Raw genomic sequence first — 22,177 nt, 5'->3', positions numbered from 1 at the left:
CGTACCCGGATTCCGTACCCGGAGTCCCCCGGCCGTCCCGCTCCGCCGGACGTGTGGTCCGTCACTCGTGGGCGATGGCGGAGAGCATGTTCATACGGGATGCGCGCAGCGCCGGGAGCAGCGCCGCGACCAGGCCGATGACGATCGAGCCGATGAGCACGGCGACCACCGTCGGCCAGGGGATGGCCAGAGCTTTCATGCCCTCCAGGGCGAGCACGTGCTGCATCACCACACCCCAGGCCAGTCCGAGGCCCAACCCCAGCACCGCGCCGAAGACCGCGATGATCACCGACTCCAGCCGGATCATCCGGCGCGTCTGGAGTCGGGAAAGACCGATCGCGCGGAGCAGCCCGATCTCCCGGGTGCGCTCGATCACCGAGAGAGCGAGCGTGTTGACCACGCCCAGCACCGCGATGATGATCGCCAGGCCCAGCAGCGCGTAGACGAGGTAGAGCAGCACCGCGATCCGATCGTGGATCAGCTCCTTGTAGTCCGCCTGGTTGCGGACCTTCATCTGGGGGAAGGGCTCCAGCCTCCGCTCCAGGTCGTTCCGCAGCCGCTCGACGTCGGTCCCGGGGGCGGCGTTGACGTACAGCCCCGAGTCCTGGCTGCCGGGCAGGTACTTCGCGGCCGTGGCCAGGCCCATCACGATGCCGCCCTCGGCGCCGAAGCCGTTGCCCGACTCCGACGCGGCCAGCGCGCCGACCGTGAGCGTGACGGTGCGGCGGTCGCTGAACGCGGCCCGGATCCGGTCGCCCACCTCGATCCCGTGGTCCCGCGCGAACTTGTGTTCCATGCCGATCCGGCCGGGCCCCATGGCCGACGCGGTGTTCCCCGCGGCGTAGTCGAGCGAGACCACCTCGTCGAACCCCCGGTCGAAGGCGACGCCGGTGGTGGTGACGCTCTCCCCGTCCGGCAGGGCGAGCTTGAGCGGGACATAGCGCTGGCGCACGAACGTGCCGATGCCCGGCGTGGTGCGCGCCCGGTCGGTGACCTCCTGCGGGAACGGGCCGAAGGTGGTGCTCTGCGCCACCAGGTCGGCCCCCAGCGTCTTGTCGATCTGCTGGTCGAAGGAACGATTCATCGAGGTGCCCGCCACCGCCAGTCCGGTGACCAGCGCCAATCCCACCATCAGCGCGGCGGCCGTCGCGCCGGTGCGTCGCGGATTGCGCAGCGCGTTGCGCTGGCTCAGCCGCCCCACCGGGCCGTACAGCCGCGGGAAGACGCCGCCCAGCACCCGTACCAGCGGCCGGACCAGCAGCGGGCCGGCGATCACCATCGCGACCAGGGTCAGTGCCACGCCGGCGCCCAGCAGCGCGGCCGCGCTCTGGGTCCGCCCACTGGCCATGCAAGCCCCCAGCGCCGCCCCGCCCGCCACCCCGGCCAGCAGCCCGGCCACCGCGCGAACGCGCAGCGGCCGGCCCACCCCCGCGACCTCCACATCGGCCAGCGCCGCCATCGGCGAGACCCGCGCGGCGCGCCGCGACGGCAGATACGCGGCCACGAAGGTCACCCCGAGGCCCACCGCATACGCGATCACCGGAGTGCTCCAGCGGATCGCCGGGTCCGCCGCGTCCAGGTTCATCCCCAGCAGCCCCAGCAGCCGGATCAGCGCGATCGCCAGCCCGATCCCGGCCCCCAGCCCCAGCGTGGCGCCGACCACCCCGAGCAGCAGCGCCTCGGTCAGCACCGACCGGCGCACCTGGCGGCGATCGGCGCCGAGCGCCCGCAGCAGGCCCAGCTCCCTGGTGCGCTGCGCGATCAGCATCGAGAAGGTGTTGACGATCAGGAAGGTGCCCACCAGCACGGCCACCCCGGCGAAGCCCAGCATCACGTACTTGACGATGTCCAGGAACCGGCCGAACCGCTCCGCGTCGGACTGCGCCTGCTCGGCGCCGGTCCGCAGGTCGTACCGGTCCCCGTCGCCGAGGGCCTCGGCGATCCTCCGCTTGAGCTCCTCGTCCGAGACGCCGGGGGCCGCTTGGGTCTCGATGGAGGTGGCGGCGTCCGCGCTGCCCAGCAGCCTGGGCTGCGCCGTCCGCGGGTCCAGGAAGACCAGCGCCGCGCCGGGGTTGGTGCCGGTGAACGTGGCGATGCCCACGATCCGCACCGGAAAGGCGCCGGGGCCGGCGAGGACCCGGAGCCGGTCGCCGATCCCCAGCCCGGTGCGCTCGGCGGTGTCCGCGTCGATCAGCGCCTGCCCGTCGCCGTGCGGGGCGTGCCCCTCGGTCAGCCGCACCGGGCTGCGGTCGGTGGGGTACCAGTCGCTGGCGAGCGTGGGTGCGTTGGCATGGGCGCCGATCTCCCGGTTGCGGCGGTCGACGACGGTGATCCGCTCGGCGGTCACATCGATATGGGCCTTGGCGACGCCGTCCACCTTCGCCACGCGGTCCACCAGCGAGGCCGGGAGGGTGGCGATCCGACCGGTGCCGTAGCCCTCGTTCTCCGCGAACTCCGACCTCGGCTCGATCGACACGTCCGAGGAGGTCGAGGCGAACAGTCGGTCGAAGGTGCGGTTGACGGTGTCGGAGAAGATCAGGCTTCCGGTGACGAAGGCCACCGACAGCAGCACCGCCAGCGCCGACAGCAGCAGCCGGCCCTTGTGGGCGATGAAGCCGCGCAGCGTGGCCCGGAGCATGGCGACGCTCAGCCTCTGCCGTCGGGGTCGAGGTCGGGGTCGAGCGCGCCGCGGCGGGCGTCGCCGGGGGACGCGCCGGGGTCGGCGTCATACGGCGCGGCGTCGGCGTCGTACGGCCCGGGACCGGTGCCGGGCGCCGAGCCGCTCGGGGTGGCGTCCGCCGGCGCGTAGCGACCGGTGAACAGCCGCAGGCGCTCCAGCACGGCCTCGGCCGTCGGGTTCGGCATCTGATCCACGATGCGGCCGTCGCCGAGGAAGAGCACCAGGTCCGCATGGGCCGCGGCGCTCGGGTCGTGGGTCACCATGACCACGGTCTGGCCCAGCTCGTCCACCGCCTCCCGCAGGAAGCGCAGCACATCGAGGCCGGAGCGCGAGTCGAGGTTGCCGGTGGGCTCGTCCGCGAAGATCAGCTCGGGGCGGGAGGCGAGCGCGCGGGCGCAGGCGACGCGCTGCTGCTGGCCGCCGGAGAGCTGGCTGGGCCGGTGCCCCAGCCGGTCCCGCAGCCCGAGGGTGTCGATGACCTTGTCCAGCCAGCGCGGATCGGGCCTGCGGCCCGCGATGTCCATCGGCAGCGTGATGTTCTCGGCCGCGGTGAGGGTGGGCAGCAGGTTGAACGCCTGGAAGACGAAGCCCACCCGGTCCCGGCGCAGCCGCGTCAGCTCCCGGTCGTTCAGCCCGGTGATCTCGGTGTCGCCCAGCCAGACCCGGCCCGAGGAGACCGTGTCCAGCCCCGCCAGGCAGTGCATCAGCGTGGACTTGCCCGAGCCGGAGGGGCCCATCACCGCCGTGAACCGGCCTCGCGCGATCTCCACGTCCACCGCGTCCAGCGCCACCACGGCCGTCTCGCCGCTGCCGTACGCCTTGGTCAGGGCCGCGGCGCGGGCGGCGGTGCCCGACCGACGCGTCCTGCCCTCCTCCGCTGTGGACACCACGCCTCCCCGTGTCGATGAGCGTGTATGTGCCGAGACTAGGCGCGGGTACGCCCGACCGGCCACCGTTGTGCGCCGTCCATCGACGACGGCGCCCGCGCGGAGCCGGCGCGCCTGCGCGGGCGACGCCCAGCGAGGGCATACGGGTGAACCGCCGGCGCCGGCTGGCCCTTGCCGGTGCTAGCGCTTCGGCGCTAGCTTCGAGGCATGGGGAAGACGCAGCTGAACGTCCGGGTGGACGAGGCCACCGCGGAGGCCGCGCGGGAGCGCGCGCTCCAGCGCGGCGTGAGCGTGAACCGCTACATCGAAGAACTGGTCCGCAAGGACGCCGGCGAGGCGGGACAGACCTTCGTGGAGGCCGCCGCCGACTTCATGGAGCAGTACCGCACGGTGTTCGCGGAGGAGTTCGGGCGGCAGGGCGACGACCGCCCTTGAACCTGCGGATCGACCTCGCCTGGCTACTCATGATCGCGGAGCGCCACACCCCCGGCGACCCCGCGGTCACGGACTACGGCGCCCTCGTCGCCGCCGTGAGTCGGCACGAGGCCGAGATCTTCGGCACGCCCATCTACGGCGACCCCCAGACCCGCGCCGCCGCGCTGCTGCAACTCCTGCTGCTGGTGCCCGCCCTGGAGCGGTCCAACGCGCTCTTCGCCTGCGCCGTCGCCTACGGCTACCTCGTCGCCAGCGGGGTGCGGGTCACCGCCACCCCCGAACGCGTCCGCGACCTCGCCCGGCTGGTCCGGGACGGCGCGGTCGACGTGCGGCTGATCGCGGCCGAACTGCGCTCCTGGAGCCGCTGAGCGCTCTGCGGGAAGTGTCGTAACGGGCCGTCGTTCGCCTGCGGGCCCGTTGTGGCTGGTCGCGCCCGCGCGGCGGAGCCGCACACGTCACGGCCCCGCGCCCCTTCAGGGCGCTGCCGAACCGCAGCCGTATTCACCAGATCCGCTCAGGCGGCGCCCTCCTCCGCGGCGCGTCGCCCGGCCGGGCCGACGTGGTGGTCCGGAGCGAGGTGGTCGCGGTGAGCGTCATGGTCGTCCGGGCCGCCGGCGTCGTCCGGAGCGACGTGATCTCCGGGCCGTCGTGGTCGTCCCGACCGCTATGGTCATCCGGACCGATGCGCCACCCCGAGCACGCACGGGGACGAGGGCAGCGTCACCCGGCCCGGCGGGACCCGCAGCCGTCGGTGGTCGGTCACCTCGAAGCCGGCCGCCTCGATGAGCGCCAGCGGCTCCCGCGCCGTGTGGCAGCCGCCGAACAGCAGCGGCCACACCGTACGGTCCAGGGCGCGCTGGGTCAGTGCCAGCGCCCGGCCCTCCGCCCGTCCGTGTTCGAAGAAGCGCAGCTCGCCGCCGGGGCGCAGCACCCGCAGCAGCTCGGCGAGGGCGCGCCCGGGATCCCGGACGGAGCACAGCACCAGTGAGACGACGGCGGCGTCGAACGCCTCGCTCTTGACCGGCAGCGCCTCCGCCGTGCCCGGCACCACGTCCACCGGCACCTGGGCCCGCACCCCGGCCTGGACGGCCAGTTGTCGCAGATGCCGCTCGGGCTCGATGGCGACCACCTCGGAGACCGTGCCGGGGTAGTGCGGGAAGTTCAGCCCGGAGCCGGCGCCGATCTCGATCACCCGCCCGGACAGTCCCGCCAGCAGCTCCCGCCGCACCTCGGCGACCCCGGCGCGCCGGTCCGCGAGCGCGCCGACTCTCGCGTAGCAGCGGGCGAAGAGCGGATGGTGGACGGCGTCACGCGGGGGCTTGCGGCTGAGCACGGGCATCGCGGTACCCCTTCCCGACGGCTGCGGTTACCGCGATTGTGCCCCCGTGGCGGGTGGTTGAGCCCTGGCGGCGTGGCCCCTTCTGCCCCCAAGGGGTGACGCGCCGCCGCCCCTGGGCCCGGCTCAGCGATGGTCGGCCGCGAACCGTGCCGCGTCCCAGGTGCCGGCCAGCTCCGGGGCCAGCCAACCGCTCGCGGCGGCGCGGAAGTCGGCGGGCGACAGCGCGCCGGCGCCCTCGGGGAGCGCGCCCAGCAGCGGGGCGCCGGTGACCTTGGGGAAGTCGGCGAGGTTGCAGCGGTCGGCCAGGCCGGGGGAGTCCGGCCAGCTGCCGATGACCAGGCCGTGGCAGGTGAGCCCGCGCGACCTGAGCGCCTCCGCCGTCAGCTCGGCGATGTTGAGCGTGCCCAGCCCCGCCTGGGCGACGACCAGCACCGGCGCGTCCAGCAGCCCGGCCACGTCCGCGAGCGTGGCGCCGGCGTCGTCCATCCGCACCAGCAGCCCGCCCGCGCCCTCGACCAGCACCAGGTCGTGGTCGGCGGCGAGCTCCCGCGCCGCGCGCTCCACCTCGTGGGGCCGCACCGGGGCCAGCCCGGCCCGCCGGGCCGCCGTGTTCGGTGCCAGCGGCTCCGGGAACCGGGCCAGCTCCCGGCCGGTGACCGGGCCGGCGAGCCGCGCCACCTCGGCCACGTCGCCCGGCTCGCCCTCGGCGACCCCGGTCTGAGCGGGCTTGAGCACGGCCACCGAGCGGCCCCGCGCCAGCGCCGCCGCGGCCAGCGCCGCGGTCACCACGGTCTTGCCGACCTCGGTGTTCGTCCCCGTGACGACCAGTATCGACATGTCTCTTCTTCGCCCTTTTCTTCCGTGGCTCTCGTCCGCCGACCGCGGTGCGTCGTCAGGCCGCCGCGGCCGCCGCGCGCACCGCCGTGCAGATCCGCGCCAGATCCTCGTCGTCGGTGACGAACGGCGGCATCGTGTAGAGCAGATCGCGGAACGGCCGCAGCCACACGCCCTCGCGGAAGGCCGCTCGCGACGCCGCCGCCATGGTCGCCGTGTCGAGGGGCCGGTCCAGCTGCACGACGCCGATGGCGCCCAACACCCGTACGTCCCGGACTCCGGGCAGCTCCAGCGCCGGGGCCAGCCCGTCCCGCAGTCCGGCCTCGATGCGCTTGACCTCGCCGGCCCAGTCCTGGGACAGCAGCAGGTCGAGGGAGGCGTTGGCCACCGCGGCGGCCAGCGGGTTGCCCATGAAGGTCGGCCCGTGGGCCAGCACGGGCACCTCGCCCCGCGAGATCCCCTCCGCCACCCGCTCGGTGCACAGCGTGGCCGCCATGGTCAGATACCCGCCGGTGAGCGCCTTGCCCAGGCACATCACGTCGGGGGAGACCCCGGCGTGGTCCGCGGCGAAGAGCGCGCCGGTGCGCCCGAAGCCGGTGGCGATCTCGTCGAACACCAGCAGCACGTCGTGCTCGTCGCACGCCGCGCGCAGCGCCCGCAGATAGCCGGGGGAGTGGAAGCGCATGCCGCCGGCGTTCTGCACCACCGGCTCCACGATCACCGCGGCCAGCTCGTCGGCGTGTCGGGCTATCAGTTCCCGCAGATGCGCCACGTAGGCCGGGTCGGGCTCGGCGTCGAAGCCGGTCGGCGGCGCGTCCGCGAAGATGTGCCGGGGCAGCGCCCCGGACCACAGGTCGTGCATGCCGCCGTCCGGGTCGCACAGCGCCATCGGCTGCCAGGTGTCGCCGTGGTAGCCGGCGCGCCAGGTCAGCATGCGCTGCTTGCCCGGCCGGCCCAGCGAGCGCCAGTACTGGAGGCACATCTTCAGCCCGACCTCCACCGACACCGAGCCGGAGTCGGACAGGAAGACGTGCCGCAGCGGCTCGGGGGTGATCTCCACCAGTCGGGTGGCGAGCCGGACGGCGGGCTCATGGGTGAGCCCGCCGAACATCACATGGCTCATCTTGTCCAGCTGGCCGCGCGCCGCCTCGTTGAGCACCGGGTGGTTGTAGCCGTGCAGGGCCGACCACCACGAGGACATCCCGTCGACGAGCTCGTGGTGGCCCTCCACCGGTTCGGCGAGCCGCAGCCGGACGCCGGCCGCGGACTCCACGATCAGCGGGTCCTGACGTCCCGGCATCGGGCCGTAGGGGTGCCAGACGTGCTGCCGGTCCAGGGCGAGCAACTCGCTCGCGGTGAGCGGCTCAGGCATTGGGCGCCAGGTCCGTGCCGGCGCCGCGGCGGCGGACGGCGACCAGGTCCGTACGGGCCTGACCCGGGTCGGCCTGGGACGGTGCCACATCCGCACCGCCGCCGCACGGCCCACAGCCGCCGGTCTCCTCGTGCCCGCCGCAGCCGCTCGACTCGTGGCTTCCGCAGCCGCCTCCGGCGTGCGAGCCGCAGCCGCCCGCGGCGGCCGCGAGCGCGTCGGCGCGGTGCGCGGGCAGCGTGGTGGTGTCGGCGCCCTCCACCTCGAAGCCGGCGTCAGCGATCATCGCCAGGTCGTCCTTGCCGGCCTGGCCCTCGCTGGTGAGGTAGTCGCCGAGGAAGATCGAGTTGGCCAGGTGGAGCGCCAGCGGCTGCATCGACCGCAGATGGACCTCGCGCCCGCCGGCCAGCCGCACCTCCACATCCGGGCAGACGAACCGCACCATGGCCAGGATGCGCAGGCAGCGCTGCGGGGTGAGGTTCCACTCCTTGGCCAGCGGGGTGCCCTCGAAGGGGATGAGGAAGTTCACCGGCACCGAGTCCGGGTCCAGCTCGCGCAGCGAGAAGACCACGTCGACCAGGTCCTCGTCCGTCTCGCCCATGCCCGCGATCAGCCCGGAGCAGGCCGACATGCCCGCGGCCTGGGCCTGCTGCACCGTGGAGACGCGGTCCGCGTAGGTGTGGGTGGTGGTGATGTCCCCGTATGTCGCCTCTGAGGTGTTGAGGTTGTGGTTGTACGCGTCCGCACCCGCGTCGCGCAGCCGCTCCGCCTGTCCCTCGGACAGCAGGCCGAGACAGGCGCAGACCTCGATCTCCTCGTTCTCCTCCTTGATGGCGGCGATGGTCTTCGAGACCCGCTCCACGTCCCGGTCGGTCGGACCGCGTCCGCTCGCCACCAGGCACACCCGCTTGGCGCCCCCGGCGACCCCCGCCTTCGCCGCGGCCGCCGCCTCGTCGGCCTTGAGCCAGGTGTACTTGAGGATCTCGGCCTTGGAGCCGAGCCGCTGGGAGCAGTACGAGCAGTCCTCGGGGCACAGCCCGGACTTGAGGTTCACCAGATAGTTGAGCTTCACCCGACGCCCGAACCAGGCGCGGCGCACCTTGCCGGCCGCCGCCACCACGTCGAGCAGGTCGTCGTCGGACGTCGCCAGGACGGCGAGTGCCTCTTCGCGGGTCGGCGACTCGCGCCGCAGTCCCTTGTCCACCAGGGTGTTCAGCAGGTCCATGGCGATGATCCTGTCCTACGGCACCGCCTACGGCCAAGGTAGACATCGCACAACTCAGCCCGTTCGAGGTGTGTGTATTGCCACACCCTGCCCACGCGCCGTCACCGCTACGTTCTATGGACTGCATACAACAGCGGCCCTTGGCCCGCGTCGCACGGAAGGCGAAGGACGGCCGATGCCCCAGCACCCTCACCCGGACCCGTTCGGCTGGCTCGACGCGGAGCGAGAGCGCCGCCACCGCGCGGGGCTGGTCCGTGCGGTGCGCCCCCGCCCGGCCGACTCCCCGCTGCTGGACCTGGCGAGCAACGACTACCTCGGGCTCGCCCGCCATCCGGAGGTCACCGCGGCCGCCGCCGCGGCGGCCGGCCGCTGGGGCGCCGGATCGACCGGCTCCCGGCTGGTCACCGGCTCCACCGAACTGCACGCGGAGCTGGAGGCGGAACTCGCCGCCTTCTGCGGCTTCGAGGCGGCGCTGGTGCTGTCCTCCGGCTACGCCGCCAACCTGGCCGCCGTCACGGCGCTGAGCGGACCGGCGGTGGCCGCACCCGACGGGCCCGGCGCGCTCATCGTCTCCGATGCGGGCAACCACGCCTCGCTCATCGACGGCTGCCGGCTCGCCCGCGCCCGCACCGAGGTCGCTCCGCACGCCGACCCCGAGGCCGTCCGCAAGGTGCTGGCCGGACACGACGGCACGGCGCTGGTCGTCACCGACTCGGTGTTCTCCGTCGACGGCGACGCCGCCCCGCTGGCCGACCTCGCCGACGCCTGCCGAGGCGGGGGAGCGGCGCTGCTGGTGGACGACGCGCACGGCCTCGGCGTGCTGGGTGAGGGCGGGCGCGGCGCCCTGCACGCGGCCGGACTGGCCGGCGTGCCGGACGTGGTCGCCACCGTCACCCTGTCCAAGTCGCTGGGCAGTCAGGGCGGTGCGGTCCTCGGGCCGGCCCGGGTCATCGAGCACCTGGTCAACGCCGCCCGTACGTTCATCTTCGACACCGGGCTCAACCCGGCGGCCGCCGGCGCGGCCCTGGCGAGCCTGCGGCTGCTCCGCCGCGAGCCGGAGCGCGCGGCCCGCGCCCGCGCCGTGGCGGCGGCGCTGCACCAGGGCCTGACCGCGGCGGGTCTCGCCGCGGTCAGACCGGACGCCTCGGTGGTCTCGGTCCGCGCGCCGGGGCCCGAGCAGGCGGTGCGCTGGGCGGCCGACTGCCGGACGGCGGGGCTGGTGGTCGGGTGTTTCCGCCCGCCGTCGGTGCCGGACGGCATCTCCCGGCTGCGGCTGACGGCGCGCGCGGACCTGACGGACGCGCAGGTGGCCGAGGCCGTCGCGGTGGTCGCGGCCCACGCGCCGGTCGGCTGAGGGTGCTCAGCGCGCCGCGGTACCCGCCGGCTTGCGCAGTCCGGTGAGGAAGGTGGACCAGGCGGATGGCGAGAATTCGAGCATGGGACCCGCGGCGCGTTTGGAATCCCGAACGGCGAGCCGACCGGTGACGGTGACGGTCGTCTCGACGCAGTTGTTCATTCCGACGCTGTAACTGCTGCGCCGCCATTGCGCGGCGCCCGGGACCGGACTTTCGGACCGGTGATTCACGATGGAACATTCAAGGGTCGAACGCCGGGCCGCCGAACTCATGGACGGCCGGCTGGCGAACGGCAGGCGGGAAGTACTGGACCGGGACAGGGTGGTCATGGTGTCCCCTCACGCTCCTTCGCCGATGGCGGCGATGAAATGCAACGAGTCCTCATAAGGCAGGGCGTTCGCGCACAGCGTCTCGAATGCGCTGGCGTACATCCGGAGGTCTTCTTTCCGCTCCAAGTAGAGGCTACTCGTCAAGTGGTCGAGAACAACCACATCCAGGTCAGAAATACGCGGAAAAGAGAAGATGATGAAAGGACCGGTGATGCCGATCGGCATCCCCCGGGAGAACGGCAGCACCTGAAGGCGCACCTGCCCCAGTTCCCCCATCGTCAGAAGGTGCCGCAGCTGCCCCGCCATCACCTCCCTGCCGCCCACCGCGCGCCGCAACACCGCCTCGTCCAGCACCACGTGCAGCCGTAGCGGTCGGGCGCCACGCAGCACCGACTGGCGCGCGATCCGCACCTCCACCAGCGCCTCCACCTGGGAGGCGGGCAGCTCCGGGAGCGCCGCGCGGGTGACGGCTCGCGCATAGCCCGCGGTCTGCAACAGCCCCGGCACCACCGTCGTCTCCAGGGAGCGGGCCCGTGCCGCCTCCGCCTCCAGGCTGATGAAGTCGCGGTACGCGGGCGGCAGCAGGTCCCGGTACGCGTACCACCAGCCCCGCCGTGAGCCCTCCGGGTCCTCGGCGCCCCCGCCGCACAGCGCCTCCAGCAGTGCCCGCAGCTCGGGGTCGGCCACGCCGTAGACATCCAGCAGCCGCACCACATCGGCCGACTTCGCCCCGCTGTGCCCGGTCTCCAGGCGGCTGATCTTCGACTGGTGCCACCCCACGCGGTGCGCGGCCTCACCGCTCGTCAGTCCGGCCAGATCGCGCAGTCGGCGAAGCTCGGCGCCGAGCTTCCTCCGGCGCACCGCGGGACCGTATCGCATGCGACTCCCTCCGACTCGACCGTCCGCTCCCGACCCTCCGACGGCCTCGCCGCCGCCCCACCGGGACCGCGTCGAAGCCGATGGGTCAGTGTGGCGGGTAAATACGCTCTTCCGTCGTAGAGTTCACCGCTTCGAGCGACAGATATATGCATATCTTGGTGGATCGCCTACGACGCGGCGGCATCGGTGGCACTCTGACGAATAGAGCCGTCCGAGGCCGGTCTCGGCTTTTCCGACGTCGCCCGTGGGACGCGCGACGTGGCGTGGACCGGCCCCGGTGGGAAAGGGACAGGTCGCCATGGCTGACCACCAGGAAGCATCCGTCACTCTGCCGAGCTCCCCCGCCTCGGTCGCCGAGGCCCGAAAATACGTGACGAGCGTGCTGACCGAATGGGGTCTGCCCGCGAGCGCGGAAGCCGCCGAAACGGTGCGGCTGATCGTCTCCGAGCTCGCGACCAACGCCGTCCAGCACACCTCGGGCCAGTCGCCGGTCTTCACCGTCGACGTCCGCCTCGATCGGGACGAGCGGCTGCGCATCGGCGTCACCGACAGCCACCCCCGATGGCCCAAGCGCATGCCGGCCGCCGTCCAGCAGGACAACGGCCGGGGCATGGTCATCATCCGATGTCTCACCGCGGAGTCCGGTGGCAGTCTCTTCGTCACCCCGACTCCGGAGGGCGGCAAGACCGTGTGGATCGCGATGCCGTGGACCGCGTCGGTGCGCTGAAACCGTTCAGCAGCGGGCGTCGCGGGTCGTACAGCCGGCCTCGCGCGTCACCCGCCGGGGCTGGCGTGTCACCCGCCGGGCCTCGCGCGTCACCCGCCGGTCCGGGGCCGGGCGCCGCGGCTCGCGGGTCACAGCACCCGCTGCACATTGCCCTCCGTGCCGCGTACCTGCGCCAGTTCGCGGATGCGTTGGAAGACCCGGCCGGCGGCCGGGCTGATCAGGTAGTGCGGCATGTCGCCGCGCTCGATCACCCCGTAGGGGCTGGTCCCCGTCAGATACGCGGAGTAGAGGATCAGCCCGTTGCGGTCGTCCATGTCGACCGCGAGCGCGGAGAAGCCGGGGAAGGCGTCGGTCTGGTAGACCTCCAGCCGCTCCGCCTCCGTGCCGTAGCGCTCCTTGAAACGGCCGAACCGCTCCAACGAGTCCTTGATCTTCCGTGTCATGTCCTCCCGGTGCTGACGCGCCAGCGTGGTCGCGGTGTCCGAGACCGGGTCCAGCAGGAAGCAGCGGTAGACGCCGCCCCGGCGTAGGAACCCCAGCACGGCGTCGCGGAAGTGGGCCGGGCGCTCGGTGGTGACCAGCCGACTGGACGAGGCGCGCAGCGCGGTGCCCATGTCGAGCACCTCCGTCGTCGCCGCGTCCAGCAGCCTGGCCTTCTCCCACGAGCTGGGGCGCTCCGGATAGGCGTGCACCACCGTGCTGTCGGTGAGCCCCCGGGTGGCCAGCCACGCCTTGCGGGCCCCGCCGGCGCCGCCGTCGGCGGACAGCAGATAGACCAGCTTGCCCTCGTGCCTGCCGACCGCCTCGAACAGCTCGGCGAACGGCCCCGCCGTGCGGTAGACGTCCTCGGAGACCGCCAGGCAGTCGCGCGGGGTCGCCTTCTCCAGATGCGCCGCCAGATTGATGTCCGGGGAGTGGATGGCCCCGGTCTTCCCCTCCCCGGTGTGCTGGATGGTGCCCTTGTGCACGGCCATCCGCAGATGCAGCTCACCGCGGACGCCGGTCTGGGCGAATTCGTCCCGCAGATGCGGCAGATCCAGGGTCAGCAGGGTTCGCGCCGTCTCCAGCGCCACGTCGCGCGCGACGCTCTCGCTCTCGTCATGGATCGCGAAGAACCCGCCGTCGCCCCGCCACGACCACAGGTCGCTGCGGCTGCACCGGTACTGCGCGGCCAGTTGGGCCATCCGCGACCGCACCCGCTCCCGCAGCAGGTCGAAGGCGCGGGCCGCCTGGTCCCGCGGGTTGGCGAGCACTATCGAGGAGTATCCGGCGGTGTCGATGAAGACGAAGTACACATTGTCGTAGGTCCGGTCGGACTGGAACTGTTCGCTCATCTAAGAGGCCCCCAGCGGTGTCCCGTCGCACACCATGATGCCGTCGACGGCGGGCCACGGCAGGCCATCGCCGAACTCCCGCCCCGCCGCCCGGACACGGCGGCCGGGGCCCGCTCCCCGGGCCGCGGCGCCGGGCCCCCGCTCCTGAGGTCAGGACTCGTCCGGCCCGAGCTCGGACACGCCGCGCTCGACGCAGAACTCGTTGCCCTCAGGGTCCGTCGACGGGTGAGGGTGAGGGTCAGCGCACCCGCCCGTAGAGGACGCTGCGAGTCCAGATCCTCTCCTTGCGGACCACCTCGCCGGACTTGGGGGAGTGCCAGACGCGGCCCGTGCCCGCGTAGATGCCCACGTGGTAGACGCGCCCGCCGGAGTGGAAGAAGACCAGGTCGCCGGGTTGCCGGGAGGCGGCGCGCACATGGCGGGTGTGGTTGTACTGCCCGGCCGCGGTGCGCGGCAGCCGCTTGCCGACCTTCCCGAAGGAGTAGTGGGTCAGTCCGGAACAGTCGAACCGGTACGGCCCGGCGGCCCCGTACTGGTACGGCGAACCCTTCTTCGAGGCGGCGATCTGCAGCGCTCGTGCGGAGGCGCTGCGCGCCTCGGCCTCACCGGTGAACCCGGGTACGAGCACGCTGCCGCCGACGGTGGCGATGGCGAGGGCCGAGGCGGTGCGGGCACGGGAGAGGAGAGCGGGGACACGTTTGCGCGCGTTCATGGCGCAGCCCTTCGTCAGCCGCCTGTGAGGGGAGTCCTGTCGGGTTCGGGCAGGCGAAGATGCCCGGCCGCCACGGCGGCTTCACCCCAAGGGGCGGGCCCTGCGGCGGGCCGCCCCGATGTGCCTGGGTCCTCCACTCCCGCCGATCCACGGTGTCGACCAGACGCCCGGTGCGGCGGCGGGACTCGGCGTCCGCCCGGACCGCCCCGCCGCGGCGGCGGGGGCTTGTCGTCCCAGGGATCGTCACGCACGACCGCCGCCGATACCGAGATGAAACGGTGTTATGTGAGCCTCATCACGTATGGGCCATTCGGGTGGACACAGGGCTCTTGGCTGGGATCCGGGTTGCCGTGCGGATGCCCGTACCAGCGGCGGAGTGTCATCTTCCGGCTCGCGAGTACGCACCATGCGCAACTCTCCCGCCCCGTGGCGGCGTAGTCGGGTGTCCCCCGAACGGCTCAACGGGGCCGGAGGTCGCCGCCCGGCGCGGCGGAGCGCGGGGCGGTCGCAGAGTGATCACTCCGGCGGGACGGTCACCCGACCCGTGCGCCGTTCGCCGTCCAGCACCCGCAGGGCGCGCGCCAGGGTGTGCGCGTGCAGTCGGTCTTCGCCGCGCTGATGCATCAGGGTCAGTGCGTCCCTCAGCGCCGCGGACCTGGTGGCCAGGGCCTGCGCCGCGCGCAACGCCGCGTAGGTGCGGTCGCCGCGCGCCGGATTGATCCGGCCCAGGAGGTCCACCGCGCCCAGATAGTGGTCGATCAGGTCCGCCTCCGCGCGGGTCAGCGCGGGCAGCGGGGGCAGCTCGGGGATCACGGGCTCACCGCCCCCGGGTCGGCGGGGTGGGGGGCTTGCGGCTGGCGGTGATCTGGTCCACCAGGCCGTACGTCACCGCCGCGGGCGCGTCGAAGATCGTGTCGCGATCGAGGTCCGCTTGGACCCGGGCCGGGTCCTGCCCGGTGTGCCGCGCCAGCATCTCCTCCAGCGTCTCCCGGGTGCGCAGCAGCTCCGCCGCCTGGAGGACCAGGTCCGAGGTCGTGCCCCGCGCCGGCTCGGCGAGCGCCGGCTGGTGGATGAGGATCCGGGCGTGGGGCAGTGTCAGCCGCTTGCCCGGCGTGCCGGCGGCCAGCAGCACCGAGGCGGCCGAGGCGGCCTGGCCCAGGCAGACCGTCTCGATGTCGCAGGAGACGAAGTGCATGGCGTCGTAGATCGCCGTCATCGCGCTGAACGAGCCGCCGGGGGAGTTGATGTAGAGCGAGATGTCCCGGTCGGGGGCGGCGTACTCCAGGTGCATCAGTTGCGCGATCACGTCGTTGGCGCAGGTGTCGTCGATGGGGGTGCCGATGAAGACGATGCGCTCCGAGAGGAGCTTGGAGTAGGGGTCCAGGGTGCGGACGCCCGTGCCGGTGCGTTCGGTGAGCTCGGGCAGGACGTGGCGCGCGGTCGGGGTGGGATGGTCCATGGCTGCGGCACCTCTCATACGGGCCTCCGTGGCCGGGAGGCCGTCTGTAAAAAATGTACAGGACGTACGGGCCGGTATGATGGCGAGCATGGCCTACGAGATTTCGGTGACGCAAGCCCGGGCAGAGCTCGCGGAACTGATCAATCGCGTCGTCTACGGCGGTGAGCGGGTGGTGGTGACGCGCCACGGGCGCCCCCTCGTGGCTCTGGTGTCCGCCGCTGACCTGCAACGACTCGAGGGAGAGGCGGCTGAGCCGGAGGAGCAGGTGATCAGCACCGTCTCGGCCGTGCGTCCGACGTCGTCCGCTCCCCGCGAACGGCGGCGCTTCGGCATCGCCGCGGAACACCGCGGCCCGAACGCCGAGGGGCGTTCGGGCCGGGACGTGTGAAAGGGGTGGCCGGCGGGGCCGGGCCGTCGCGGCCCGGCCCCCGCGGGCTCAGGAGCTGAGCTTCCAGATGGCGTGCGCGATGGCGTCGCTGTTGGTGTCCAGCGCGGTGGCGTCGATGTTCGCCTTGCCGTCGCAGGACGAGTGGTAGCAGGGGTCGAAGGACTCGCCCGCCTTGCCGCCCCACTTCTTCGCCTGCGCGGCGCTCTTCTCCGCCTCGGCGCCGCTGAAGACGCCGCCGACGCGCACCCCCGCGTCCTTGAACGGGGCGTGGTCGGAGCGGCCGTCGCCCTCGGTCTCCGGCTCCGTGACGATGTTCTTGGTCTGGTACCAGTCGGTGAAGGTCCGCTCCAGCTCCGGATCGTCGTCGTAGACGAAGTAGCCGGGGTTGGGCGAGCCCACCATGTCGAAGTTGAGGTAGGCGTCGAGCTTGCCGAGGTCCGTGCGGTTCAGGTTCTCGACGTAGTGCGTCGAGCCGATCATCCCGTCCTCCTCGGCACCCCACCAGGCGAAGCGCAGGTGCTTGGTGGGCTTGAGGTCGGCCTTGGCGACGGCCAGCGCCACCTCCCAGAGGGCGGCGGAGCCGGAGCCGTTGTCGTTGATGCCGGCCCCGCCGCGCACCGAGTCGAGATGGGCGCCGGCCATCACGACCTGGTCGACGCCGCCGCCGGGCCAGTCGGCGATCAGGTTGTAGCCCTTGGCCCCGGAGTGGTCGAACTCCTGCACGGTCGTGGTGAATCCGGCCGCGTCCAGTCGGGACTTCAGCAGGTCCACGGAGGCCTTGTAGCCGGGGCGGCCGTGGGCGCGGTTGCCGCCGTTGTTGTCGGCGACGGTCTGAAGCTCGCTCAGGTGCGCCTGGACCGCGGCGACGTCGATGTCCGGGGCGGCGGCCCGGGCGCGCGGGGCGGCCGTGTCGGAGGTGGTCGCCTGGGCGCCCCATGCGCCGCCCATCACCAGGGCGGTCAGCGCGGTGCAGGTGCCCGCGGCGAGCGTGGCGTGGCGCCAGGAAGGTATGCGAAACACAGATGGGCTCCGTAGTGATCGTGGGGGGGGGTTGGTGCGGAGCGATATTGATGCGGACATGAGGATTTACGGTTGTTCGCCACTCGTCAAGAGCGAATACCGGACGGGTGGCCCCGGCAACCGGAGACGGCGGATGGCGGAACCGTCATCTACCTGCGAGATCTCCCTCGGTGACGGTCATGAAGGGCGAGCGGAATCCGGGACCGGGGAGACCCTTGGGGAGAACATGTGTCCTTGTATACGACTGCTTGACCATCAGCGGAGATCGCGTTAACGCCCCCGAAACGCCGCCCAACTAGCCTGCCTGAAAGGGCGTACGCGGCGGACAGGTGAGGTGGGGCGCGTGCAGTTGACCAGGCACGAACAGGAGCGGTTGCTCGTCCACGTGGCGGCCGACGTGGCCGAGAAACGGCGCGCCCGTGGCGTACGGCTCAACCACCCGGAGGCGGTCGCGCTCATCACCTCGCACATCCTGGAGGGTGCCCGCGACGGGCGTACGGTGGCCGAGTTGATGGACTCCGGACGCAAGGTGCTCACCCGCGACGAGGTCATGGAGGGCATACCCGAGATGATCCACGACGTGCAGGTCGAGGCCACCTTCCCGGATGGCACCAAGCTCGTGACGGTCCACGAGCCGATCGCCTGACGGAGGGACACCCCGATGATCCCCGGAGAGATCCACTACGCCGAGGAGCCGGTGCGGCTGAACGAGGGTCGGCCCGTCACCCGCCTCACCGTGCTCAACGCGGCCGACCGACCGGTGCAGGTCGGCTCCCACTACCACTTCGCCGAGGCCAACCCCGGGCTCGCCTTCGACCGCGCCGCGGCCCACGGCAGACGGTTGCACATCGCGGCCGGGACCGCGGTGCGCTTCGAGCCGGGCATCCCGGTCGAGGTCGAACTCGTGCCGCTGGCGGGCCTCCGCGTGGTGCCCGGCCTGCGCGGCGAGACCGCGGGCCCCCTCGACGGCCCCGGCGCGCCCGCGGAGGGCGCTTCGGCGGCCGGCGTACGCGCGGACAGGGCGGCGGGTCCGGAGCCGGCGGCGGACACGAACACGGACACGGACACGGCGGCGGACATGGACGCCGCGGCGGAGTCGGAGCCGGCGGCGGACACGAACACGGACACGGCGGCGGTGGACCATGACTGAGCTCAGCCGTGCCGCCTACGCGGACCTCTTCGGCCCGACGGTCGGCGACCGCGTCCGACTGGCCGACACCGACCTGTTCGTCGAGATCGAGGAGGACCGCTGCGGCGGACCCGGCCGGGCCGGGGACGAGGCGGTCTTCGGGGGCGGCAAGGTGATCCGCGAGTCGATGGGCCAGTCCCGGGCCGGCCGCGCCGACGGTGCCCCGGACACCGTGATCACCGGCGTCGTGGTGCTGGACCACTGGGGGATCGTCAAGGCCGACGTCGGGCTGCGCGACGGCCGGATCACCGCCCTCGGGAAGGCCGGCAACCCCGACACCATGGACGGCGTCCACCCCGACCTCGTCATCGGACCCGAGACCGAGGTCATCGCGGGCAACGGCAGCATCCTCACCGCCGGCGCCATCGACGCCCATGTGCACTTCATCTGCCCCCAGCTGGCCGAGGAGGCGCTGGCGGCGGGCATCACCACCCTCGTCGGCGGCGGCACCGGACCCGCCGAGGGCAGCAAGGCCACCACCATCACCCCCGGCGCCTGGCACCTCGCCCGGATGTTCGAGGCGATGGAGGCGTACCCGGTCAACGTCGGACTGCTCGGCAAGGGCAACACCGTGTCGCGGGAGTCGATGCACGCCCAGCTGCGCGGCGGTGCCCTCGGCTTCAAGATCCACGAGGACTGGGGCGCCACCCCGGCCGTCATCGACGCCTGTCTGACGGTGTGCGAGGAGAGCGGGGCACAGCTGGCCATCCACACCGACACGCTCAACGAGGCGGGCTTCGTCGGCGACACCCTCGCCGCCGTCGCCGGGCGCACCCTCCACGCGTACCACACCGAGGGAGCCGGCGGCGGGCACGCGCCGGACATCATCACCGTGGTCTCGCTGCCCCATGTGCTGCCCAGCTCCACCAACCCCACCCGGCCGCACACCGTCAACACCGTCGAGGAGCACCTCGACATGCTGATGGTCTGTCACCACCTCAACCCCGCCGTCCCCGAGGACCTCGCTTTCGCCGAGTCGAGGATCCGCCCGAGCACCATCGCCGCCGAGGACGTGCTGCACGACCTGGGCGCGATCTCGATCATCTCCTCCGACTCCCAGGCGATGGGGCGGATCGGCGAGGTCGTGCTGCGCACCTGGCAGACCGCGCACGCCATGAAGCGGCGGCGCGGCGCGCTGCCCGGTGACGGCGCCGCCGACAACCGCCGGGCGCGGCGCTATGTCGCCAAGTACACCATCAACCCGGCCGTGGCCCAGGGGCTCGACGACGAGATCGGCTCCGTCGAACCCGGCAAGCTCGCCGACCTGGTGCTGTGGGACCCGGCCTTCTTCGGTGTCAAGCCGCGGCTGGTCATCAAGGGCGGGCAGATCGCCTACGCGCAGATGGGCGACGCCAACGCGTCCATCCCCACCCCGCAACCGGTGCTGTCCCGCCCGATGTTCGGCGCCGTCGGCCGCGCCCCGGCGAGCAACTCCGTCAACTTCGTGACCCAGGGCGCGCTTGACGACGGGCTGGTGGAGCGACTGGGCCTCGGCAAACGCTTCGTGGCCATCCGCTCCACGCGCGGCGTCACCAAGGCGGACATGCGGGAGAACGATGCCCTGCCGCACGTCGCGGTGGACCCCGACTCCTTCACGGTCACCATCGACGGCGACCCGGTCGAATCCGCACCCGCCACGGAACTGCCCCTGGCCCAGCGCTACTTCCTGTTCTGACCGGCCGGCCATCGATGAGCACCCCACCCGAGGCCGCCGGCCGTCCCACGGCGGCGCAGCGCCGCGCCGCGCTGCTGGTGCTGGCGGACGGCCGCTTCCCGGCCGGCGGCCACGCGCACTCCGGCGGCGCCGAGGCGGCGGTCCGAGCGGGCCGCGTCCACGACCCGGCGAGCCTGGAGGTGTTCTGCCGGGGCCGGCTGCACACCGCCGGGCTGACCGCGGCCGGGCTGGCCGCCGCGGCCGCCGCCGGGCTCGACCCGCTGCTGCTGGACGACGCCGCCGACGCGCGCACCCCCAGCCCCGCGCTGCGGGCGACCGCGCGACGGCTGGGCCGACAGATGGCGCGTGCGGTACGGGCGGCCTGGCCGTCCCCGGAGCTGGACGCCCTGCTCGCCGCCCGCCCGCGCGGAGCCCACCAGCCCGTGGTGCTCGGGCTCGCCGCGCGGGCGGCGGGCCTGGACCCGACCGACGCCGCCCACGCGGCGGGGTACGAGTCGGTCAGCGGGCCGGCCACCGCCGTCGTACGGCTGCTGAGCCTGGACCCGTTCGACGCCACCGCGGTCCTCGCCCGGCTCGCCGGCGACCTGGACGACGTCGCCGCGCGGGCGGCGGAAGCCGCCGAGCGGGCCCGGCACGAGGGCACCGGCGCGCTGCCCGCCGCCTCCGCCCCGCTGCTGGACATCGCCGCCGAGTGGCACGCCACCTGGCCCGTACGCCTCTTCGCCTCATGACCCGCGGCCGGCGCGCCGCCGGCCGTGACACCCCCACCCTGGAGCCGTCATGCATCTCGACCACGCCGAGACCTATCCCCACCGGCACACCTACAGCGCCGCCGACCCGCGGCGGCAGGACGGCAGCCGGCGCGCGCTGCGGGTGGGCCTGGGCGGCCCCGTGGGCTCCGGCAAGACCGCCACCGTCGCCGCGCTCTGCCGCGCGCTGCGCGACGAACTCCGGATCGCGGTGGTCACCAACGACATCTACACCCGCGAGGACGCGGAGTTCCTGCTGCGCAACGCGGTGCTGCCGCCGGAGCGCATCACGGCGGTGGAGACCGGAGCCTGCCCGCACACGGCCATCCGCGACGACATCTCGGCCAACCTCGAGGCGGTGGAGGAGCTGGAGGACGCCGTCGGCCCGCTCGACCTCGTGCTGGTCGAGTCCGGCGGCGACAACCTCACCGCCACCTTCTCCAAGGGGCTCGTGGACGCCCAGATCTTCGTCATCGACGTCGCGGGCGGCGACGACATCCCCCGCAAGGGCGGACCCGGCGTCACCACCGCCGACCTGCTCGTGGTCAACAAGACCGATCTGGCTCCGTACGTCGGCTCCGACCTGGAGCGGATGGCCCGCGACGCGCGGGACCAGCGCGGCCCCCTTCCGGTGGCCTTCACCTCGCTGGTCGCCGAGGACGGCGTCAAGCCGATCGCGGACTGGGTCCGCGAGCGGCTGGCCGACTGGGCGGCCGCCGCGTGACGACCCTCGCGCCCGGGGCCTCCACCCCGCTCGGGAGCACGGCCGGGCCGGGCGTGCGGGCCGCCGCCCGGGTGGTCGCCGCGCCCGACGGACGCGGCGGCACCCGGCTGCCGACGCTGGCCGGCCAGGCGCCGTTCGCGCTCCGGCGGACCGGTGCCCGGGGACGCGAGGCCCGGGTGAGCCTGGTCGGGGCCATGAGCGCGCCGCTGGGCGGTGACCGGCTGGAGCTCGCCGCGACCGTCGAGCCCGGCGCCGCGCTGCGCTTCACCACCACCGCGGCCACGATCGCGCTGCCCGGCCGGTGCCCCGACCCCGCCGGCTACGACACCCGGCTGTCCGTGGGCGACGGCGCTGCGCTACGTTGGCTCCCCGAACCGCTGATCTCCGCGCGAGGCAGCGACCTGCGGCTGACCACCCGGGTCGAACTCGCCCCCACCGCCCGTCTCGTGCTCCGCGAGGAGCAGGTGCTGGGCCGGTCCGGCGAGGAACCGGGGCGGCTGGCCAGCCGGCTGACCGTCCACCACGGGGGGCGTCCCCTGCTCGACCAGGAACTGCGGTACGGTCCCGGGGTGCCCGGCTGGGACGGCGGCGCGGTGCTCGGCGGCCACCGGGCCGTGGGACAATTGCTCGTCGTCGACCCGGCCTTGGCGGACCGGCCGCCCGCCGTCGTGCCGCTCGGGGAGACCGCCGTGGTGACCCCGCTGGCCGGGCCGGCGCTGCTGGTCACCGCGGTCGCGCCGGACGCGCTGGCGCTGCGCGGGCTGCTCAACCAGGCGTTCGAGCTCACAGCTTGGTAAAGAAATCCCTGTTTGACCTGTACTGAGGGATATCAGAGGCGCGAGGATCCTCGTGCAACCACGTGATTTCG

General features: G+C 73.2%; 23 protein-coding genes and 1 pseudogene. 11 read left to right on the top strand and 13 right to left on the bottom strand.

Features of this window, described 5'->3' with window-relative positions:
• Positions 1 to 61 precede the first annotated feature (61 nt).
• Together LRS74_RS03385 and LRS74_RS03380 are read right to left on the bottom strand one after the other, a co-directional pair.
• Positions 62 to 2,638 carry an FtsX-like permease family protein gene (locus LRS74_RS03385; RefSeq protein WP_277739569.1) on the bottom strand — a complete coding sequence of 859 codons (2,577 nt, stop codon included), beginning with the start codon at positions 2,636 to 2,638 and terminating at the stop codon, positions 62 to 64.
• 8 nt (positions 2,639 to 2,646) lie between these two features.
• Positions 2,647 to 3,567: an ABC transporter ATP-binding protein gene (locus tag LRS74_RS03380; RefSeq protein WP_277739568.1), complete on the bottom strand. Its 921-nt coding sequence runs from the start codon at positions 3,565 to 3,567 to the stop codon at positions 2,647 to 2,649.
• A gap of 207 nt (positions 3,568 to 3,774) precedes the next feature.
• Here LRS74_RS03380 and LRS74_RS03375 point away from each other — a divergent pair, with 207 nt between their 5' ends.
• Together LRS74_RS03375 and LRS74_RS03370 are read left to right on the top strand one after the other, a co-directional pair.
• Positions 3,775 to 4,002: an antitoxin gene (locus LRS74_RS03375; protein ID WP_277739567.1), complete on the top strand. Its 228-nt coding sequence runs from the start codon at positions 3,775 to 3,777 to the stop codon at positions 4,000 to 4,002.
• Entirely contained in the window at positions 3,999 to 4,370 is a 372-nt protein-coding gene (locus LRS74_RS03370; RefSeq protein ID WP_144387065.1) for a fic family toxin-antitoxin system, toxin component, read from the top strand. The genes LRS74_RS03375 and LRS74_RS03370 overlap by 4 nt, the downstream gene beginning before the upstream one ends.
• Positions 4,371 to 4,672: 302 nt before the next feature.
• Here LRS74_RS03370 and LRS74_RS03365 read toward each other — a convergent pair whose 3' ends face one another.
• The 4 genes from LRS74_RS03365 to bioB form a co-directional block, all read right to left on the bottom strand.
• On the bottom strand, positions 4,673 to 5,341 hold the full coding sequence (locus tag LRS74_RS03365; RefSeq protein WP_277739566.1) for a class I SAM-dependent methyltransferase: 669 nt from the start codon (positions 5,339 to 5,341) through the stop codon (positions 4,673 to 4,675).
• A 123-nt stretch (positions 5,342 to 5,464) separates the two neighbouring features.
• Positions 5,465 to 6,178, bottom strand: coding sequence for a dethiobiotin synthase (gene bioD / locus LRS74_RS03360; RefSeq protein ID WP_277739565.1), 714 nt, complete (start codon positions 6,176 to 6,178; stop codon positions 5,465 to 5,467).
• Between the two features lie 55 nt (positions 6,179 to 6,233).
• The gene (locus tag LRS74_RS03355; RefSeq protein ID WP_277739564.1) at positions 6,234 to 7,547 is read right to left on the bottom strand and encodes an adenosylmethionine--8-amino-7-oxononanoate transaminase; all 1,314 of its coding nucleotides are present in this window, start codon (positions 7,545 to 7,547) and stop codon (positions 6,234 to 6,236) included.
• Positions 7,540 to 8,769, bottom strand: coding sequence for a biotin synthase BioB (bioB, locus tag LRS74_RS03350; RefSeq protein WP_277739563.1), 1,230 nt, complete (start codon positions 8,767 to 8,769; stop codon positions 7,540 to 7,542). Before bioB ends, LRS74_RS03355 begins: the two co-directional genes overlap by 8 nt.
• Positions 8,770 to 8,944: 175 nt before the next feature.
• On the opposite strand from bioB, the gene LRS74_RS03345 reads away from it, so the two are divergent.
• On the top strand, positions 8,945 to 10,123 hold the full coding sequence (locus tag LRS74_RS03345; RefSeq protein WP_277739562.1) for an 8-amino-7-oxononanoate synthase: 1,179 nt from the start codon (positions 8,945 to 8,947) through the stop codon (positions 10,121 to 10,123).
• A gap of 6 nt (positions 10,124 to 10,129) precedes the next feature.
• Here the strand turns inward: LRS74_RS03345 and LRS74_RS33590 are convergent, their stop codons facing one another.
• Both LRS74_RS33590 and LRS74_RS03335 read right to left on the bottom strand, forming a co-directional pair.
• Entirely contained in the window at positions 10,130 to 10,453 is a 324-nt protein-coding gene (locus tag LRS74_RS33590) for a DUF397 domain-containing protein (RefSeq protein ID WP_347178090.1), read from the bottom strand.
• A gap of 9 nt (positions 10,454 to 10,462) precedes the next feature.
• A complete protein-coding gene (locus LRS74_RS03335) occupies positions 10,463 to 11,332 on the bottom strand; it encodes a helix-turn-helix transcriptional regulator (protein WP_277739561.1) in 870 nt (289 codons plus the stop codon).
• Between the two features lie 298 nt (positions 11,333 to 11,630).
• Here LRS74_RS03335 and LRS74_RS03330 point away from each other — a divergent pair, with 298 nt between their 5' ends.
• Entirely contained in the window at positions 11,631 to 12,059 is a 429-nt protein-coding gene (locus LRS74_RS03330) for an ATP-binding protein (protein ID WP_277739560.1), read from the top strand.
• 128 nt (positions 12,060 to 12,187) lie between these two features.
• Here LRS74_RS03330 and LRS74_RS03325 read toward each other — a convergent pair whose 3' ends face one another.
• From LRS74_RS03325 to LRS74_RS03310, 4 genes are all read right to left on the bottom strand, one after another.
• Positions 12,188 to 13,393 carry a hypothetical protein gene (locus LRS74_RS03325; protein WP_277739559.1) on the bottom strand — a complete coding sequence of 402 codons (1,206 nt, stop codon included), beginning with the start codon at positions 13,391 to 13,393 and terminating at the stop codon, positions 12,188 to 12,190.
• Positions 13,394 to 13,631: 238 nt separating this feature from the next.
• The gene (locus LRS74_RS03320) at positions 13,632 to 14,105 is read right to left on the bottom strand and encodes a C40 family peptidase (RefSeq protein WP_277739558.1); all 474 of its coding nucleotides are present in this window, start codon (positions 14,103 to 14,105) and stop codon (positions 13,632 to 13,634) included.
• A 516-nt stretch (positions 14,106 to 14,621) separates the two neighbouring features.
• Entirely contained in the window at positions 14,622 to 14,918 is a 297-nt protein-coding gene (locus tag LRS74_RS03315; protein WP_277739557.1) for a hypothetical protein, read from the bottom strand.
• 4 nt (positions 14,919 to 14,922) lie between these two features.
• Positions 14,923 to 15,582, bottom strand: a complete 660-nt coding sequence (locus tag LRS74_RS03310; RefSeq protein WP_277739556.1) for an ATP-dependent Clp protease proteolytic subunit — start codon at positions 15,580 to 15,582, stop codon at positions 14,923 to 14,925.
• Positions 15,583 to 15,652: 70 nt separating this feature from the next.
• On the opposite strand from LRS74_RS03310, the gene LRS74_RS03305 reads away from it, so the two are divergent.
• A complete protein-coding gene (locus tag LRS74_RS03305) occupies positions 15,653 to 15,952 on the top strand; it encodes a type II toxin-antitoxin system Phd/YefM family antitoxin (protein ID WP_277739555.1) in 300 nt (99 codons plus the stop codon).
• A 48-nt stretch (positions 15,953 to 16,000) separates the two neighbouring features.
• On the opposite strand, the gene LRS74_RS03300 is transcribed toward LRS74_RS03305, so the two are convergent.
• Positions 16,001 to 16,972, bottom strand: a complete 972-nt coding sequence (locus LRS74_RS03300) for a M28 family metallopeptidase (protein WP_277739554.1) — start codon at positions 16,970 to 16,972, stop codon at positions 16,001 to 16,003.
• Positions 16,973 to 17,315: 343 nt separating this feature from the next.
• Here LRS74_RS03300 and LRS74_RS03295 point away from each other — a divergent pair, with 343 nt between their 5' ends.
• The 6 genes and pseudogenes from LRS74_RS03295 to LRS74_RS03270 all read left to right on the top strand — a co-directional run bounded on the left by LRS74_RS03295 (position 17,316) and on the right by LRS74_RS03270 (position 22,106).
• Positions 17,316 to 17,618: an urease subunit gamma gene (locus LRS74_RS03295; RefSeq protein ID WP_144387079.1), complete on the top strand. Its 303-nt coding sequence runs from the start codon at positions 17,316 to 17,318 to the stop codon at positions 17,616 to 17,618.
• A 15-nt stretch (positions 17,619 to 17,633) separates the two neighbouring features.
• A pseudogene (locus LRS74_RS33585) lies at positions 17,634 to 17,942 on the top strand (urease subunit beta); the annotation flags it as partial.
• Positions 17,943 to 18,114: 172 nt separating this feature from the next.
• Positions 18,115 to 19,836, top strand: coding sequence for an urease subunit alpha (locus tag LRS74_RS03285; protein WP_277739552.1), 1,722 nt, complete (start codon positions 18,115 to 18,117; stop codon positions 19,834 to 19,836).
• A 14-nt stretch (positions 19,837 to 19,850) separates the two neighbouring features.
• Positions 19,851 to 20,567 (top strand): urease accessory UreF family protein, encoded by a 717-nt coding sequence (locus LRS74_RS03280; protein WP_277739551.1) that lies wholly within the window; start codon positions 19,851 to 19,853, stop codon positions 20,565 to 20,567.
• 49 nt (positions 20,568 to 20,616) lie between these two features.
• Positions 20,617 to 21,309 (top strand): urease accessory protein UreG, encoded by a 693-nt coding sequence (gene ureG, locus LRS74_RS03275; RefSeq protein ID WP_277739550.1) that lies wholly within the window; start codon positions 20,617 to 20,619, stop codon positions 21,307 to 21,309.
• Positions 21,306 to 22,106 (top strand): urease accessory protein UreD, encoded by an 801-nt coding sequence (locus LRS74_RS03270; protein ID WP_277739549.1) that lies wholly within the window; start codon positions 21,306 to 21,308, stop codon positions 22,104 to 22,106. Before ureG ends, LRS74_RS03270 begins: the two co-directional genes overlap by 4 nt.
• Positions 22,107 to 22,177: the final 71 nt, after the last annotated feature.

Source organism: Streptomyces sp. LX-29, assembly GCF_029541745.1.
In the GTDB taxonomy this organism is placed as follows: Bacteria; Actinomycetota; Actinomycetes; order Streptomycetales; family Streptomycetaceae; genus Streptomyces.
This window is presented reverse-complemented; position numbering and strand designations above follow the sequence as displayed.